Origin of the sequence: Neoroseomonas marina (assembly GCF_012927745.1) — a bacterium.
Lineage (GTDB): Bacteria > Pseudomonadota > Alphaproteobacteria > Acetobacterales > Acetobacteraceae > Neoroseomonas > Neoroseomonas marina.
The window spans coordinates 265,176-281,981 of the sequence record NZ_JABBKX010000005.1; the positions used below are offsets into that span (position 1 = coordinate 265,176).

General features: G+C 69.6%; 16 protein-coding genes and 2 tRNA genes. 8 read left to right on the forward strand and 10 right to left on the reverse strand.

The window, feature by feature from the left end:
• Positions 1-10: 10 nt before the first annotated feature.
• Together GWK16_RS16215 and GWK16_RS16220 are read left to right on the forward strand one after the other, a co-directional pair.
• On the forward strand, positions 11-691 hold the full coding sequence (locus GWK16_RS16215; RefSeq protein ID WP_211187475.1) for a hypothetical protein: 681 nt from the start codon (positions 11-13) through the stop codon (positions 689-691).
• Between the two features lie 148 nt (positions 692-839).
• On the forward strand, positions 840-1,490 hold the full coding sequence (locus tag GWK16_RS16220) for a hemerythrin domain-containing protein (RefSeq protein ID WP_170055012.1): 651 nt from the start codon (positions 840-842) through the stop codon (positions 1,488-1,490).
• 86 nt (positions 1,491-1,576) lie between these two features.
• Here GWK16_RS16220 and GWK16_RS16225 read toward each other — a convergent pair.
• Positions 1,577-1,662: transfer RNA gene (locus GWK16_RS16225), tRNA-Leu, on the reverse strand.
• Positions 1,663-1,692: 30 nt separating this feature from the next.
• Between GWK16_RS16225 and lipB the strand changes: the two genes are divergently transcribed.
• Positions 1,693-2,355, forward strand: a complete 663-nt coding sequence (gene lipB / locus GWK16_RS16230) for a lipoyl(octanoyl) transferase LipB (protein WP_170055013.1) — start codon at positions 1,693-1,695, stop codon at positions 2,353-2,355.
• 41 nt (positions 2,356-2,396) lie between these two features.
• On the opposite strand, the gene GWK16_RS16235 is transcribed toward lipB, so the two are convergent.
• From GWK16_RS16235 to GWK16_RS16265, 7 genes are all read right to left on the reverse strand, one after another.
• Positions 2,397-2,948, reverse strand: a complete 552-nt coding sequence (locus GWK16_RS16235; RefSeq protein WP_170055014.1) for a M23 family metallopeptidase — start codon at positions 2,946-2,948, stop codon at positions 2,397-2,399.
• 106 nt (positions 2,949-3,054) lie between these two features.
• Positions 3,055-4,479 (reverse strand): DEAD/DEAH box helicase, encoded by a 1,425-nt coding sequence (locus GWK16_RS16240; RefSeq protein ID WP_170055015.1) that lies wholly within the window; start codon positions 4,477-4,479, stop codon positions 3,055-3,057.
• Positions 4,480-4,758: 279 nt separating this feature from the next.
• Positions 4,759-5,754, reverse strand: coding sequence for a Bug family tripartite tricarboxylate transporter substrate binding protein (locus GWK16_RS16245; RefSeq protein WP_170055016.1), 996 nt, complete (start codon positions 5,752-5,754; stop codon positions 4,759-4,761).
• Positions 5,755-5,835: 81 nt separating this feature from the next.
• Entirely contained in the window at positions 5,836-6,522 is a 687-nt protein-coding gene (locus GWK16_RS16250; protein ID WP_170055017.1) for an endonuclease V, read from the reverse strand.
• Positions 6,523-6,551: 29 nt separating this feature from the next.
• Positions 6,552-7,790, reverse strand: a complete 1,239-nt coding sequence (locus GWK16_RS16255; protein ID WP_170055018.1) for a hypothetical protein — start codon at positions 7,788-7,790, stop codon at positions 6,552-6,554.
• Positions 7,787-8,737 (reverse strand): metal ABC transporter solute-binding protein, Zn/Mn family, encoded by a 951-nt coding sequence (locus tag GWK16_RS16260; protein WP_338144492.1) that lies wholly within the window; start codon positions 8,735-8,737, stop codon positions 7,787-7,789. The genes GWK16_RS16255 and GWK16_RS16260 overlap by 4 nt, the downstream gene beginning before the upstream one ends.
• A gap of 75 nt (positions 8,738-8,812) precedes the next feature.
• On the reverse strand, positions 8,813-9,565 hold the full coding sequence (locus GWK16_RS16265; protein WP_170055019.1) for a hypothetical protein: 753 nt from the start codon (positions 9,563-9,565) through the stop codon (positions 8,813-8,815).
• A gap of 93 nt (positions 9,566-9,658) precedes the next feature.
• Between GWK16_RS16265 and pip the strand changes: the two genes are divergently transcribed.
• A complete protein-coding gene (gene pip, locus GWK16_RS16270; protein WP_170055020.1) occupies positions 9,659-10,606 on the forward strand; it encodes a prolyl aminopeptidase in 948 nt (315 codons plus the stop codon).
• A gap of 26 nt (positions 10,607-10,632) precedes the next feature.
• Positions 10,633-10,709: transfer RNA gene (locus GWK16_RS16275), tRNA-Arg, on the forward strand.
• 171 nt (positions 10,710-10,880) lie between these two features.
• Here GWK16_RS16275 and GWK16_RS16280 read toward each other — a convergent pair.
• Positions 10,881-11,801 (reverse strand): restriction endonuclease, encoded by a 921-nt coding sequence (locus GWK16_RS16280; RefSeq protein ID WP_170055021.1) that lies wholly within the window; start codon positions 11,799-11,801, stop codon positions 10,881-10,883.
• A gap of 106 nt (positions 11,802-11,907) precedes the next feature.
• Between GWK16_RS16280 and GWK16_RS16285 the strand changes: the two genes are divergently transcribed.
• Positions 11,908-12,642, forward strand: coding sequence for an SOS response-associated peptidase (locus tag GWK16_RS16285; protein WP_170055022.1), 735 nt, complete (start codon positions 11,908-11,910; stop codon positions 12,640-12,642).
• Here the strand turns inward: GWK16_RS16285 and GWK16_RS16290 are convergent.
• Positions 12,639-13,139 (reverse strand): hypothetical protein, encoded by a 501-nt coding sequence (locus GWK16_RS16290; protein WP_170055023.1) that lies wholly within the window; start codon positions 13,137-13,139, stop codon positions 12,639-12,641. The two genes, GWK16_RS16285 and GWK16_RS16290, sit on opposite strands and share 4 nt — an antisense overlap.
• A 98-nt stretch (positions 13,140-13,237) precedes the next feature.
• Between GWK16_RS16290 and GWK16_RS16295 the strand changes: the two genes are divergently transcribed.
• Both GWK16_RS16295 and GWK16_RS16300 read left to right on the forward strand, forming a co-directional pair.
• On the forward strand, positions 13,238-13,480 hold the full coding sequence (locus GWK16_RS16295) for a hypothetical protein (protein ID WP_170055024.1): 243 nt from the start codon (positions 13,238-13,240) through the stop codon (positions 13,478-13,480).
• A 3-nt stretch (positions 13,481-13,483) separates the two neighbouring features.
• Complete coding sequence (locus GWK16_RS16300; protein WP_170055025.1) at positions 13,484-16,771, forward strand: error-prone DNA polymerase; 3,288 nt, start codon at positions 13,484-13,486, stop codon at positions 16,769-16,771.
• The last annotated feature ends 35 nt before the right edge of the window (positions 16,772-16,806 follow it).

Consider the following 16,806-nt stretch of genomic DNA (forward strand, 5'->3'; position numbering starts at 1 on the left):
GAGGATCCCGATGAGCAGCACCCATGGGACCACGCGCGACTTCCTCCGCAAGGGGGTGATCCTGCTGGGTTCGATCCTGGCGGCCGGGCTGGCGACGAGCACGCTCAGCAGCGCCCTGGGCCACGAGGGCCATCGTGCGCGGCATCGGACCTCCGTCCCGATCCGCGCGCCGAACCTGCCGCCCGAGCTGGTGACGGTGCGCGATGCGCTGGCGAAGTATCAGGACCCGCGCGCGGCGATCCGGGATGGCTACCTCTCGACGCTGGGCTGCGTGGAATACCCGGTCGGCGGGATGGGGGTGCATTTCCTCAACCCCGCGCTGATCGGCCCGACCGTCGACCCGATGCGTCCGCAGATCCTGGTCTACGAACCCGGTCCGCGCGGCACGCTGCGCCTGGTCGCGGCCGAGTGGTTCGTCCCGCTCGCGACGGGAGTGACGGAGCGTCCGACGCTGTTCGGCCGGCCCTTCGACGGGCCGATGGCGGGGCACGAGCCGCTGATGCCGGCCGCGCTGCACCACTACGACCTGCATGTCTGGTTGTGGAAGGAGAACCCCGCCGGCCTGTTCAACGCGACCAATCCGGGGGTGGGCTGCGCGGGACATCCCTATGCCGAGATGGAACAGCCGCCGCCGACCGTGGCGCACACGCATCCGGCCGCGCCGAGCCGCTCGGGAGGGCACGCGCCATGAAGCTCCACCATGTCGACGGGTCGACCACCTGCCGCCCGATCGTGATGCTCGCGCACAAGGCCGGCGTCGCGCTCGAGCCCGGGCCGGTGAGGCCTGGCAGCGGCGCGGCGGCCGCAAGACGGTCCCGCGCGGTTCCGGGGAGGAACCCATGCTGACGATGAACGACAACCGCCGCATCCCGACACGGGACGATCTCTTCGGCCCGGCGCCTGGCTGGGCGGCGGATCGCCGCACGCCGGTCCATGCCGGGCTGCGCCGCGCCCTGGCGCGGCTGCTGGTGTCCCTCGGCACGCGCGGATGGCAGGCATCGGAGACCTTCGACGGCCTGATCGCCGCGCTGCGCGCGGAGATCGACGCGGCAGGCGCGGGCCTGCGCCAGCAGGCGGCCGTGCATCCGGATACGTCCGTCTCGGTCGCCGAACTCGCGTTGCTCGTCGAAAGCCTCGCGACCGCGCGCACCGAGGACCGGCCGGCCTGGGCACGGCGGCTGTTCAGTCGCTACGGGCGACTCGCCGCCGAGGAACTGGTGGTCCTGGCCGAGGCCGAGGACGCGCTGCAGCCCCTGCTCGCGACGGTGATGACGGCGGCGGACATGCGCGCCGTCACCGCGCGGATGATGGCGATGGTGCCGCCGGCGCGCGTACAGGCAGTCCTCGCTCTGGCGCTGCCGCCGATGGATGACGACGAGCGCACCGCCCTTCTCGCCGCGGCGGCGGCGGCGATCGACGGTACGGGGATGATCGGCCTGGCGCCGGAGGCATGGAGCCGTTTGCGCCGGCAGGTGGCGCTGGCGGCCTGAACGATCAGGTCACGGCGCGGCCGGGTCGGCTGCGCCCTGGTCGATCAACGCCTGGTTTTCGGGTGTTTCCGTCCTCGGCGGAGGACTGGTGCGGTCGAGAAGATTCGAACTTCCACGGGGTTGCCCCCACTAGCACCTCAAGCTAGCGCGTCTACCATTCCGCCACGACCGCAAATCCGGTAGAGGGCGCGGCGTATAACCGATGACCGCGCCATCCGCAAACCCCCCCCTCGAATGGATCGTCTCCGAGGGGCGTACCCCCTACGCCGAAGCCTTGTCCGCCATGGAATCCCGCGTCGCGGCGATCCGGGCCGGGACGGCGGCCGAACGCGTCTGGCTGGTCGAACACGACCCGACCTACACGGCCGGCACCTCGGCCCGGCCGGAGGATCTGCGGGAGGCCCGCTTCCCGACCTTCGCGGCCGGCCGCGGCGGGCAGTGGACCTATCACGGCCCCGGCCAGCGGACCGGCTATGTCATGCTGGACCTGACGCGTCCGCACGGCAGCGTCGCGGCGCGGGACGTGCGGGCCTATGTCCATGGCCTCGAGGAATGGCTGATCAGGGCCATCGACCGCTTCAACATCAGGGCGGAGCGGCGGGAGGGCCGGGTCGGCCTGTGGGTCTCGAACCGGGCCACGGGCGGCGAGGACAAGATCGCCGCCATCGGCGTGCGGGTGACGCGTTGGGTGTCCTGGCACGGCGTCGCGCTGAACGTCGATCCGGACCTGACGCATTTCGGCGGCATCGTGCCCTGCGGCATCAGCGAATACGGGGTGACGAGCCTGCACGCGCAGGGCGTGCCCGCGACGATGGAGGAAGCCGATTCGGCGCTCCGCGCCGCCTGGAGCGAGGTGTTCGGATAGGACGCCGCCGCGGCGGGGCTGCCCCGCCGCGGCATGCGCCGTCATTCCGGATACAGGCCCATTCCGGCGGTGAAGCCGAAACTCGCCTTCGACATGCCGGGCAGGAAGACGCAGGGGTTGAAGACGGTGGCGCCGAACATCTGCGCGGCATCGAGATAGGGCGTCGGGTCCATCAGGTCGCTGCGGCGCTGGTAGGGCGGGTTGCCCTTCTGCGTCAGCGCACCCTTGGCGGTGCCGGCATACATCTCGAAATGCAGCATCGACAGCTTGAGGCCCTGCAGCACGCCGACATTGGCGATGTGCTGGCCGGCGAAGATCTTCGCACCCTTCTTCACGCCGGCGGGCAGCGTCTTCTTCACCTCGCCGTAGCGCGCGACGAAGTCGCCGTGGTCGACTTCGAGCGCCCAGCTCTCGAGATAGAATTCGTAGAAATCGAGCACCACGCCGTTGGCCACCGCGAAGATCGGGGTGCCCACGGGCGCGTAGAGGTCGCAGCCGGCGTGCTTGCGCTTCCCCTTGCTGCGACGGGCGCCGAAATGGCGCGGCGCCTCCTTGTAGGATTCCTTCGGAAGAAACTTCAGCGGGAAGAGCATCGAACCTCCAGGATCACGTGCCGGCATCGCAACGCCGGCGCGGATACCTAGAGGATGGCGAGGCGGTGCGCGGTGAAACGGATCACACGCGCACCTCACGGCGGCGTCAGCGTCCGCGGCGCAGGAAGGCCGGGGCCGGCGCGCCGTCGCGGAAATCACCCTCGCGCCAGGACCGGTCGCGCCGCGGCGCGTCCTGCGACGCGGCGGCCGGACGACGGCGTGCGGAATCGCCACCCTGCGGGCGCGGGCCGTCGCCCTGGCGCTTCGGTTCGGCCGGCGCCGCATGGCCGCCGGGGCGATGCTGCGGCTGGCGCTGCGGCTTGTGCGCGCCGCGCGGCGGCTTCTGCTGCTGCTGCTGCGGCTGGCGCGGCGCGGGCGCGCGCGCGGGTTCGGGCGCAGCCGCACCGGCGCGCGTCTCCGCCGGGATCTGCTGGCGGATCAGGCGCTCGATCGCGCGCAACTTGTCGCGGTCCTCATGCGAGCAGAGCGCGATCGCCTCGCCCGTCGCGCCGGCGCGCGCCGTGCGGCCGATGCGGTGGACGTAGGTCTCGGGCACTTCCGGCAGGTCGAACTGGATGACATGCGTCACGCCGTCCACGTCGATGCCGCGCGCGGCGATGTCGGTCGCGACCAGCACCGGCGCCGAGCCGTCGCGGAAGGCGGCGAGCGCACGCTCGCGCGCGTTCTGCGCCTTGTTGCCATGGATAGCGTTCGCCGTGATGCCGTCCTGGCCGAGCTGCTTCACGATGCGGTCCGCACCGTGCTTGGTGCGGCTGAACACCAGCGTGCGGCCGATGCCATCCATGCGCAGCAGGTCCGCGAGCGCCTCGCGCTTGCCGTTCGCGGGCAGGTGGATGACGCGCTGGGCGACCTTCTCGGCCGTCGTCGCCACGGGGGCGACGGCGACGCGCACGGGGTCGGTCAGCATCTCCGCGGCGAGCTTGTTGATCTCGGCCGGCATGGTGGCGCTGAAGAACAGCGTCTGGCGCTGCTGCGGGATCGCCTTCAGCAGGCGACGGATGGCCGGCAGGAAGCCCTTGTCGAGCATCTGGTCGGCCTCATCGAGCACCAGCGTCGTGACGTGGTCGAGCCGCGCCGCGCCCTGGTCGATCAGGTCCTGCAGCCGGCCCGGCGTGGCGACGAGGATGTCGACGCCGCGCGCGAGCGCGCTCTTCTGCCCGCCGAAGCCGACGCCGCCGAAGACCACGGTGGTGGACAGGCCGAGATGCCGCCCATAGGCGCGCACGCTGTCGGCGATCTGGGAGGCGAGCTCGCGCGTCGGGCTCAGCACCAGCACGCGGCAGCCATAGCGCGGCGGCCGGCCGGTCTGCTGCGCCAGGCGATGCAGGATCGGCAGGCTGAAGGCCGCGGTCTTGCCGGTGCCGGTCTGCGCGATGCCGAGCAGGTCGCGCCCTTCCATCACGGAAGGAATGGACTGCGCCTGGATGGGGGTGGGCGAGGAATAGCCCTCCTCGGCAAGCGCCTGGAGGATACGGGTGTCGAGGCCAAGCGCCTCGAAGGTCGTGGTCAAGATGCGTCCTGTCACGCGCGCGCCGGGGTTCGCATGGCGCGCGTCGCTGCGGTGAGAAAGCCCCGCGGGATTGGGACCGTCCGGTGAGTGGCGCGCCTGCCCCGGCCCGGGCCCGCACCGCGCTTCACGCCTTCTGCGAAGGGAAGCGGCGGGGACCGATCACGCGGCCGGGCTGGCGCGTGGCGCGCAGATCATCCGCGCGATGCGCCGCATATGCGCTTTCGCAGTCGCAAAAACAAGGAGAATCAGCGGGGCGGCCGTGAATGCGGCCGCGCTACGTCATTCCACGCGGATATTGGCGGTGCGGATCACCTCACCCCAGCGGGCGACCTCGGCGCGGAGGAATTCGCCGGTCGGCGCCGGCGCACGGCCCTCGGCGACGAAGCCGAGATCCTCGAGCCGCTTCTTCATCGTCGGTTCCATCACGATGGCGCGGACCTCGCGCGCGATGCGTTCGTTGATCGCATCCGGCGTGCGAGCGGGCGCGAGCAGCATGCACCAGGAGGAGGCGGCGAAGTCGGGCAGCCCGGCCTCGATGATGGTCGGCAGGTTCGGCGCGAAGTCGGGGCGCGTGACGGTCGCGATGCCGAGAGGGCGGACATTGCCCGCCTCGAATTGCGGCTTCAGCGTCGAATAGGTGTCGAACATCAGCCCGATATTGCCGGCCATGAGATCCTGCAGCGCCGGCTGCGTGCCGCGATAGGGCACGTGTTCCATGCGCAGGTTCAGCCGCAGGGCGAGCTGTTCCATCGCGAGATGCGCCGTCGCGCCGATGCCGCTCGACCCGTAGTTCACGCGGCCTGGACGGGCGCGGATGTAGTCGACGAAGCCGCGGAAATCCTCCGCCGGGACGTGCCTGCTGCCGGCGAGGACGAGCGGCGCCTGCACCACCAGCGACACCGGCGCGAAGGACGTCAGGGCGTCGAAGGGCATCTTGCCCGCCTGCAGCGTCGCATTGGCGGCATGCGCGGGCAGCACCATGACCAGCGTGTAGCCGTCGGGCGCGGAGGTCGCCGCCGCCGCGGCGCCGACGATGCTGTTCGCGCCGGGGCGGTTCTCGACGACCACGGGCTGGCCGAGCACGCGGGAGAGCGGTTCCGCGACCAGGCGCGTCGCGATGTCGGTGGTGCCGCCCGGCGTGTAGGGCACGATGATGCGCAGCGGACGCGTCGGCCATTCCTGCGCGAACGCCGGCCGCGCGAGCGCGGCCCCCGCGGCGGCGGCGATCAGGGCGCGGCGGGAGGCACCGCGGCGCGGCGTGGTGGCGATGGTCATGGCGTTTCCCCGGTCTCGTTCGTCCGTTCCGCGCCAGTCTGGCGGTCGCCCGCCCGAGCGGCAAGCCGCGGCCCGATCGGATCAACCCTGCAACCGCGCCGCATTGGCCGCGTCATGCGCGGCGCGGATCGGCGTCGCGAGACGGCGGCCGCGCGTCACGGCGAGCACGAGGCGCGTCGCGGTCGCGAGCGAGACCCGATGTCCGACGGACACATACAGCGGCCGCGCGCCGCGACGGGTGCGCAGGGCGGTGCCGATGCATCGTCCCTTCCACATCAGCGGCGTCGCATCGCCAGGATCGGGGCCAGGCTCGCCTTCCCCCACCAGGCGCGACTTCGCCACCCCGATCGTCGGGACGCCCAGCACCAGGCCCAGATGGCATGCGAGGCCGAGGCCGCGCGGATGGGCCATCCCCTGCCCGTCCACCAGGATGATGTCGGGCCGGACGGACAGGCGATCCCAGCAGGCCCGCAAGGCGGGAACCTCACGGAAGCCGAGGTAGCCGGGGACGTAGGGAAAGTCGGCCTTGCGGGATTCGCCGCTGCTGGCCAGCACCGCATCCGTCGCGGCGTCGAGCGTCACGAGCGCCGCATGGACGCGCTTCGCCGGATCGAAGCGCGTGTTGCTGACATCCGCGCCGCCGAGGCGCGCGATGCAGTCCGGCAGGTCATCCTCGGGCAGGATGCGCGCGGCCATCTCGGCCTGTGCCGCGCGCGCCGTGGCGATGTCGGGTGGATGGAGCCAGTGCGGCGGCAGGTCCGGAACCATGGTCCGATCCTGCCACGCGCAGGACGCGCCTATAACCCGCCGCGATATCCCAGCCGCGCGAGGATCGCATGCGCGGTGCCGCGCTCCGGCCCCTCATCGATGAACTGCCGCGCGTACTGGTAGCCGACATCGATGCTGAAGCCGGACCCGATCTCCCGCCCGAAGGAGACCTCGATCCAGTTCTCGTTCGGCACGGGATCGACGCTGCGCTTCCGTTGCCATTGCTGCCAGGCGACGCTGCCGCGCCAGGGGCCGACGCGGTGCTGGATGCCGAGGGTGAAGAAGGTCTCCCGCTCGGCCAGCGTGGTGGCGATGCTGTCGGATACGCCGGTGTCGGGATCGCTGGTGCCGGTCGGCACGTCGATGCGCGGGCGGCCGCCCGCGTTGCGGAACTGCACGCCCTCGGCGAACAGCAACGTCGACTGCTCGCGATTCCATTCGTGGCGGTAGCGCAGGCTGACCGCATAGCCCCATTCCCGCGCCGTGCCGTCCGATCCGGGCGCCTGGGACAGTAGCGCGAGATGATAGGAGAAGCCCGGCAGCCAGGGCATGCGGTCGCCGTCGAAGGCGAGCGCGAAATTGTCGAAGGTCCCGTCGTTGCCGGGCCCGCCCTGCGCCGCGGTGTTCCGGTTGTAGCGCTCGTAACGCGGGTCGCAGCAGGACGGCCGCGTGATCAGCGTCGAGGAGAGGAAGGAGCGGTCCAGCGTGTAGACCATCCCCGTGACCTCGTGCTGTCCGAAGCGCACGTCGTCCAGCCAGGTCCAGGCCGCCGAGGCGCCGAGGAGCTGGTTGAACAGATACGCCTCATGCGCGCGGACCGGGATGAGGATGCCAGGGAAGTCCAGGTAGCCGCGCCCGAAGGGCGCCACGAAGGTGCCGGCGCTGAGGGTGAGATCCTCGACCGGCTTCCAGTCGGCGTGGAACTGCTCGATGAACAGGGCCTGGCGGCGGAAGCCGATCACCCCGCCATCCGGGAAGCCGCCCGTGGAATCCCCCTCCCCGATCGGTTCAGTCGCCAGGCCGAGCTGGATCGAGAAGGTCTCGGTCAGGTGCAGGCCGAAATCGATGTCGCCGAAAAGGAAGACGCTGGTGCCGCGGCGGCGCGGATAGGTCGCGCGCGTGGTACCGACGCCGATCAGCCCCATGTCGATCTCGGTCTCGAGCTGCGGGAAGCGGACCTGGGCTTCCGCGGGTGGCGCGCCGGGGTCCTGCGCCAGGGCCGGCGCGGCGAGTGCCAGCGCGGCGCAGAGCAGCAGCGCGCGCTTCACGACGGGTCCTGCCGCATGGCCGGGACGATGAGGCCGACATTGTGCCGGAACATCGCCTCGTAGGTCGGGGCCGGGCCACCCGGGGACGACAGCGCATCGGCGTAGAGCCGGCCGCCGACGCGCACGCGCGCCTCCTCGGCGACGCGGCGCAGGGTCGCGGGATTGGCCATGTTCTCCATGAAGACGGCGGTGATGCGTTCGTCGCGGATCTGGCGGATCAGGCGGGCGACCTCGGCGGCGGAGGGCTCGGCCTCGGTCGAGACGCCCTGCGGCGCGAGAAAGGCGATGCCATAGGCCGCGGCGAAATAGCCGAAGGCGTCGTGGCTGGTGACGACGCGGCGCCGGGCTTCGGGCACGGTGCCGATCTCCGCGCGCACCCAGGCGTCGAGTGCGGCGAGGCGCGCGCCATAGGCCGCGGCGTTGGCGCGGTAGGTCTCCGCGCCCGCAGGATCGGCGGCGGCCAGCGCCGCCCCGATGGTCCGCACATAGGACTGTCCGAGACGCAGGTCCTGCCAGGCGTGGGGGTCGGGCACGCTGCCCGGCCCGACCGCATGCGCCTGCCGCCGCCCACCACCGCCGTGGTCGTGGTTGTGCGCGCGGGCCGACATGGCGCGGGGGGTGACGCCCTCGGTCGCGGTGGCGACCGGGCCTCGGAAGCCGGCGGAGCGGATCAGTCGATCCATCCACGCATCGAAGCCGAGCCCGTTGCGGACCACCAGCCCCGCATCGCGAAGCGCCGCCACATCCGATGGCCGCGGCTGGAACCCATGCGCGTCCACATCCGGCCCGGCGATGGTGCGGATCGCGACGCGATCCCCGCCGATCTGCGCCGTCATGTCGGCGAGGATCGAGAAGGAGGCGACCACCGGGAAGCGCCCGCTCCCCTGCGCGCGCGCGCGGCCGGCGAGCAACAGGGCGGGCATGGGCAACAGGGAACGTCGGAGCACGGCGGCGATCTCGTGTGATGTTATATTGTATCTTTATCGGCCGCGGTTCATGCCCGCAAGTGGGTCCTCGCGCGATCACTCCCTGCGGAACAGGCGCTTCAACCAGCCGAACAGGCCGCCACCGCCGGGGTCGCGGCGCTGGTGCGTGGCATGCGGCCGGCGGGAGGGCGGCGGCAGCGCGCTCGCCACCGTGTGCCGCCCGGTGTCGTGCGCGGCGATCAGGCGCCGTTCCAGCGCGACGACCTGCGCCACCGCCTCGGGCGGGGACAGGCGGGCGAGCTCGGCGGCGGTCGCGTCGGCGTCGTCCCAGGCTTCGGCGCGGCGCAGGGCGTCGATGATGCGCACGGTCTGCTCGGCATCGAGCGGCGGGCCGCTGCGCCATAGCGCCACCGCGTCCTGGCGCAGCGCCTGGGCCAGATGCGGCTTGAAGGCGTCGTCGGCCACCCAGGCGGCGTGCAGCGTGGCCTCGGCTGCGGCATGCAGCGCGCCGGTCTCCTCGAGGACATGGGCCCAGGCGAGGAAGCGGCGGACCAGCGGCGGCTGGCTGGAATCCTGGATCAGGGCACGGAAGGGCGCGGCGGAGACCGCCGCGGCCGCGGCCGGATGCGCCTTGGCGATCGACGGCGCCGCATAGCCGCAATGCGGGCATTGCTGCAGCCAGCGCGCCATGGTCGAGCGCACCGGTTCGCCTGGGCGCAGATCGAGGTCCGGCGCCTGTTCAGGCGGCGGCGGACGGAACGGGGCTTGGCGGCTCTCGCGCCCGCAGACGCCGCAGGTGGTCTGTCCCGCAGCAGCCGAACGGGAGGAGGCGGAGGGCGTTTCGGCCATGGAAACGTCATCCTAGACCAGAACCTGCGGTGCCGGGAATCCGACAACGTTCTGCCATTGCACGCATGCGCGCGGGCGGGCACATGTCTCCCCATGCCGCGCGGCGACCTCTTCCCCGATATCGCACCCTATGAGACCGGATTGCTGCCGCTGTCCGGCGGGCACGTCATGTACTGGGAGCAGGTCGGCAACCCACGGGGCCAACCGGTGCTGTTCCTGCATGGCGGCCCAGGCGCGGGCGCCGGCGCGGTGCACCGCCGGTTCTTCGACCCCGCCCATTGGCGCGTCGTGATCTTCGACCAGCGTGGCGCCGGCCGGTCCCGACCGCTGGGGGAATTGCGGGACAACACGACGCCGCACCTGGTCGGCGACATCGAGATGCTGCGCCGTTTCCTCGGCATCGAGAAGTGGCTGCTGTTCGGCGGATCCTGGGGGTCGACCCTCGCCCTGGCCTATGCCCAGGAGCATCCGGAGCGGGTGACGGGCTGCGTGCTGCGCGGTGTCTTCCTCGGCCGGCGGGACGAGGTGGACTGGTTCCTCACCGGGTTGAAGCGCGTCTTCCCCGATGCCTGGGCATCCTTCGCGGAGCATCTGCCCGAGGCCGAGCGCGGGGACTTGCTCGGCGCCTACCTGAAGCGGCTGTGCCATCCCGACCCGTCGGTGCACCTGCCGGCGGCGCGGGCCTGGAGCCAGTACGAGGGGTCCTGCTCGACCCTGCTGCCCTCGCCCGAGACGGTGGCGTCCTTCGCGCAGGACCGCACGGCGCTGGGCCTGGCGCGGATCGAGGCGCACTATTTCGCGCACGACCTGTTCCTGCCGCCGGAGGGGCTGCTCGGTCGCATCGACCGGATCGCCAATATTCCGGCGGAGATCGTGCAAGGCCGCTACGACATGGTCTGCCCGCCCGAGACCGCCTTTGAACTGGCGGCGGCCTGGCCCGGGGCCCGGCTGACCATCGTGCCCGATGCCGGCCATTCGGCCCTGGAGCCGGGGGTGCGGACAGCGCTCGTCTCGGCGGTCGAGCGGTTCCGGCGGCGCTGAGGGCGTGGTAAGAACGCCCTGCGTGGGTCCCCGTAGCTCAGCAGGATAGAGCACAGGATTCCTAATCCTGGGGCCGTGAGTTCGAATCTCGCCGGGGACACCACTGATTTTTCAAATACTTATGGGCGCAATCGTCGCTCCCTCAATCGAGCCAAATCGACTTCGCGGACCCCCTGCGGACCCCTTTTCGTGTCCGAACCTGCCGCTGACTGGCGGTGAGTTTGGTCGCGATCCGCAGACCGCTCCTTCGGTCGTAAGCACGAGCGCCATACCTTCAATCCTGGGGTGTCAGAAAGTAAATCGGCGTTAGTGGAAAGCGTCGCCGCGCAACCTCCGCAAGCTTGTCGTAGAAGCGAATCCACAGCTCGACCAAGCGCTGCAGATCGATCAGCGTAATGCGGCGTTTTGCATGGCTTCGAGCGTACTCCTCGGCATCCTTCGTGAAGCCTCCGGCCGAAACGAAGAGTCCAATGTCTTCGTCGTCCAGCACCGCGGCGAACGACTTCAGCCCGTTGATGTCCACCTTCTGCAGGACGCGTTTGACCTGGACTTTTATCCGCGGAGGCTTCGTTCCGAGCGGGTCGCTGTAAGCGAGGACATCAATACCTCCGTCCTTTCCAGGGGGAGACACCCACTCAACGTGATAGTCCATTGCACGAAGCAAATCCGCCACGAGGTGCTGAAACTCAAACGGCGGCATGGAGTGCAGAAATTGCTCGATCTCGAGCCGGGCTTGCTCATCGGCGGCCTCGAATGTCACGTCGGCCGATTGCTCGACGGCACTATCCTCAAGTTCAGTTGGCTGGGATGCCGGTTCACCGGTGAAGCTTGATTCAGATGGATAGCCGCTCTTGTTCTTCTCCCAGGCCTGATAGAGCTTTCGAGCCTTGCGGTAAAAGTCTTCACCATCCGTGAAGTCGCTGTACGCCTTCCTCCCGTCTTCCGTGATCGACCAGCGTCCCTTCTCCTTGACCAGCCAACCGGCCTTTGAGCAGTCGACAGTGGCGAAGCGGACGATGCGATCAAACCGCCGCCCGCCCGACGGGTAGTCTCCGGCCTCGTAGGGCGACAGCGAAACGGAGCCCTCAAGCTGCTTGATGGCGTCTCTGCCGAACATGCCGTCGGGGGAGCTCATTAGGATCTTGAATAGCTGGCGAAGAAGTTCTCCGGTCCGGCGGTAGGTGATCTCGGCCATCGCGTCTGTCTACCCCAAGGCAAATTGCATGCTCATGCAAATGCAGCCTAGCTAACCTCGCATTGATCCGCATCAGCGCAGCTAACGAGGCCAGTAGGACCCAAGCATGTGCAACCTCTATTCGATCGTATCGAACCAGCAGGCCATCCTTCAGCTTGCGCGGGCGTTCCGCGACAAGACGGGCAACCTGCAGCCGATGCCTGGCGTGTTCCCGGACTATGCCGCGCCGATCGTGCGGAACACGGCCGAGGGCCGTGAGTTGGCCGTGGTGCGGTGGGGCATGCCCAGCTCGAAGAAGGCGCTGCTCGACGCCGCGACGAAGCGCGCAGACAAGTTGCGGGCGAAAGGTAAGCCGGTCGACTTCGACGAACTGCTCCGCATGGAGCCGGACGCGGGCACGACGAACATCCGCAACACCACCTCGAGCCATTGGAAGCGTTGGCTCGGTGTCGAGCACCGCTGCGTCGTGCCGTTCACATCCTTCAGCGAGTTCAACCGCGATGCGGGCGGTGACATCTGGTTTGCGCTCAGCGAGACGCGTCCGCTCGCCTTCTTCGCTGGCGTGTGGGTTCCGCAGTGGACGAGCGTGCGGAAAATGAAGACCGGCGAGGAGACGATCGACCTCTTTGGCTTCCTCACATGCGAGCCCAACGCCGAGGTGCAGGCCATCCATCCAAAGGCGATGCCGGTTATCCTGACGAAGCCAGATGAGATCGAGGCTTGGATGACGGCGCCGTGGAGCGAGGCGAAGGATCTGCAGCGTCCGTTGCCTGATGGATCGTTGGCCATCGTGGCGCGCGGCGAGAAACACGATCCCGCGGCCGCGAAGAGGCTGATCTAGAACGGCAGCGGCGGTAGGTTATCCGGATCGATTCCCTGCTCGCGTAACGCCGCGCAGATTGCCGCATCCTCTTCTTCGCGCGCTCGAGCCCGCTCGGGGAAGGCGATGTCCTTCAGAACCTCATACTCCTCCTGCGGAAAGTAGACCGCGATGTCGATCCGCTCGTCGGGCCACCTGAGCGTCACGTCGGGACCATAGACGGCGTGAGCGGCGGCGATGATCGCGGCATCCCAGGCCCCGCCGCCTTGGATCTCGCGCTCAGTCGGCTTGTGCTCGTCGAGGAACCCGAAGTCCTCCCACAACTCGCACGCGCTGCTGCCTTCAAATGCCTCAAGCGCCGTCACACCCCGTGCAGCGAACTCGGCACGGATAGCATCCGTCGCTGCTTCCACTTGATCGGGTGTCGCGCCTGGCGCGCGGGCGTGCGCGAAGGATTCACGGCTGATACGCGCCATCTCCGCCAAGGCGGAGGCGCGATCCATCTCGGCGTCGGGCATGAATGCCTCCTCCGATCTGCTGACCAGCGCGATTTCGGCTGGCGAGGCATCCTTACAGTGTTCTTGATTCGTTCTCAAGCGTGCGCCATCGTCCCGCCATGTCCGACCCTCTCGCCATCCCTCCTGTCCCCGCTGCCAGCGCGGGCCTGATGCCGGCAAGCCCGGCCGAAGTGGCGCAGTCCCTGGCCTACGCCCTGCGGTACGACGAGCGTGGCAAGGCCCGGGCGGCCGGGTTGGAACTCATCGCGGCAATCGCCGCGGAACGCCTGGTCGAACACCTGCAGCGCAGCGGCTTCGTGGTGCTCAAGGCGAGGACTGCACCGGCGCACTCCGCGGGATGACACATGACCGCCCCGGCTTTCGCCGAGCTGTGCGCCAGGAGCAATTTCAGCCTCCTCGACGGTGCATCACATCCCGCCGAGCTTGTGTCGAAGGGTGCTGATCTCGACCTCGCCGGGATCGGCATCTGCGACACCAACACCCTCGCCGGCGTGGTGCAGGCGCATGTTGCCGCCAAGGAACTCGGCCTGCCCTTCGCGGTCGGTGCGCGGGTCCTGGTGGACGACGGCGCCGAGTATCTGGTCTGGCCGACGGACCGCGCGGCCTATGGCCGGCTGACCGCCCTCCTGTCCCGTGGCCGGATGCTGGCCCCGAAGGGCGAATGCCGGATCGGCCGCGCCGATCTGATCGGCGCCGTGCAGGGCTCGGCGGTGGCTCTGATGGCGCCCGACCTTCCCTCCGCCGAGTTCGGCGCCCGCCTGTCGGCCGATGCTGAAGCCCTGAGGGACCGTCTGCCGCTTCTACTGCACTGCGCCGTGCCGTGCGTCATGGACGGCGCCCTCGACCGGCGGCTCGACTGCGCCGCCGCTGCCGGCGTGCCGCTGCTCGCCACCACGGCGCCGCGCTACCACGAGGCTTCCCGGCGGCGCCTGGCCGATTTGCTGACGGCCATCCGATTGCGGACCACGGTCGACCGGATCGGTCGGGCCGCGGAGATCAATGCGGAACGCCGCCTGAAGTCCCCGGAGGAGATCGCAAAACTATTTTACCGTCATCCGGAGGCGCTGACGGCCTCGCTTCGCATCCTCGAGGCCACGCGCGGCTTCAGCCTCGACCAGCTCCGCTACGAATATCCCGAGGAGGTGTTGGAACCCGGTAGGACGGCGCAGGAGACGCTTGTCGCGCGCGTCGCCGAGGCGGTCGCGGAGCGCTGGCAGCATGGCGTGTCAGACGATATCACGAGGCGGCTGGATCACGAGCTGCAACTGATCGAGCAACTCGGCTACGCGCCCTATTTCCTGACGGTCCACGAGATCGTCCGCTTTGCCCGGTCCAAGGGCATCCTCTGCCAAGGGCGCGGCAGCGCCGCCAACTCGGCGGTCTGCTACGTCCTCGGCATCACCGCCGTCGATCCGGCCAAGCATGACCTCCTCTTCGAGCGCTTCGTCTCGGCGAGCCGCGGCGAACCGCCTGACATCGACGTCGACTTCGAGCATGAGCGCCGCGAGGAGGTGATCCAGCACATCTACGACCGCTATGGCCGCGACCGTGCGGCCATCGTGGCCACGGTCATCCGATACAGGACGCGCAGCGCCATCCGCGAAGTCGGGAAGGCGATGGGCCTTTCCGAGGACGTGACAGGCAAGCTCGCGAAGTCGGCTTGGGGTCCCGGATCTGACGAGCCGCTCGAGGACATCGCAGCGTCGGCGGGACTGGACACCAGCGACCCGCGCCTTGGCATGGCGCTGGAACTCGCCGGGGAGATCCAGGACTTCCCGCGCCATCTCGCGACGCATGTCGGCGGCTTCGTCATCACGCGGGGGCCGCTCGTCGAGCTGGCGGTGGTGTCGAATGCGGCCATGGAAGGCCGAACCGTGCTCGAATGGGACAAGGACGACGTCGAGGCGCTCGGCATCCTCAAGGTGGATGTGCTCGGTCTCGGCATGCTGTCCTGCCTGCGCCGGGGCTTCGACCTTCTCCGCAACCACCGGCACGTTGCGCTCGACCTGGCCAGCGTGCCGAAGGACGACCCGGCGACCTATGCCATGTTACGCCGTGCTGACAGCCTCGGCGTGTTCCAGGTCGAGAGTCGGGCGCAGATGGCGATGCTGCCGCGCCTGCGTCCGAGGGAGTTCTATGACCTGGTCGTGCAGGTCGCCATCGTGCGGCCGGGACCGATCCAAGGTGACATGGTCCACCCCTACATCCGCCGGCGCTGGGGCCTTGAGGAGCCCGAGTATCCGGGTCCCTCGCCGGAGCATGGGCCGGCCGATGAACTGAAACAGGTTCTCGGCCGCACCCTCGGCGTGCCGCTGTTCCAGGAGCAGGCCATGCGCCTCGCGATCGTCGCAGCACAGTTCTCGCCCGAGGAGGCAGACGCGCTGCGGCGGGCCATGGCAACGTTCAAATACACCCAGGGCGTCGGCGCCTACCGGGACCGCCTGGTGAGCGGCATGGTGCGCCGCGGCTATTCGGAGGAGATGGCCGAGCGGGTCTTCAAGCAGATCGAGGGGTTCGGGAGCTACGGCTTCCCCGAAAGCCACGCCGCCAGCTTCGCCCACCTCGTCTATGCGTCGAGTTGGCTGAAGTGCCACCACCCGGCGGTGTTCGCCTGCGCCCTGCTCAACAGCCAGCCCATGGGCTTCTACGCGCCGGCGCAGATTGTCCGCGACGCGCGAGAGCATGACGTTGTCGTGCGCCCGGTCAGCGTCGACGCCAGCGCGTGGGACTGCTCCCTCGAGCCCGACCCGGCGAGCGCCGATCAGCATGCACTGCGGCTTGGCCTGCGGATGGTGGCAGGTCTTCCGGAGGAGGAAGGCCGGGCGCTGGTGAAGGCGCGGGTCGCGAACAACGGCGCTCCGTTCGCCTCCGTCGAGGAAGTGGCGCGGCGGGCTGGCCTGAGCCGTCGTGCCATCGAAGCCCTTGCGGACGCGGATGCCTTCGCCGCCCTCGGGTCAGGGCGCCGGGAGGCGGCCTGGGATGCCGCGGCCATCGACCGTGGACTGACGACCGACCTGCCGCTCTTTGCGGCGGTGGCGGCCGCCGACCATCCCGACGTGCGGTCCCTGATCCCGGAGGCCGGTCCGACGCTGCCGGCCATGCCCGAGGGCGAGGCCATCGGGCGGGACTACAGCGCAACCGGCCTGACCTTGCGTCGGCATCCCCTGGCGCTGCTGCGCCCGATCCTGGCCCGCCTACGCTGCGACGACACGCGGACCCTGGCTCGGACGCCCGCGGGGCGGCGCGTCCGAATTCCCGGCCTGGTGCTGATGCGGCAGCAGCCGATGACCGCGAAGGGCGTGATCTTCATGACGATCGAAGACGAGCACGGCCAAGGCAACATCGTCGTCTACACGCACATCGCCGAGCGCGACCGCATTCCGCTGCTGACGTCGACACTGATCGTCGTTGAGGGGCGCTTGGAGCGGGAGGACGAGCACGCGGAGGTGCCGATCGTCCATCTCATCGCGTCGCGGCTCATCGACCGGTCGGACCTGCTTGGGCAGTTGGCAGCGATGGGCGAGGACCGTGGCGCGTCGGCGGAGCGGATGCTTGGCCGGGCAGACGAGGTGAAGCGACCGGAGCCCGGGTCGCAGCGTGTGAAGCTGCCTGCGACGCGGGATTTCCAATAGTCAACCGTCAGCGCTGTTCACAAAAGGCACCATGG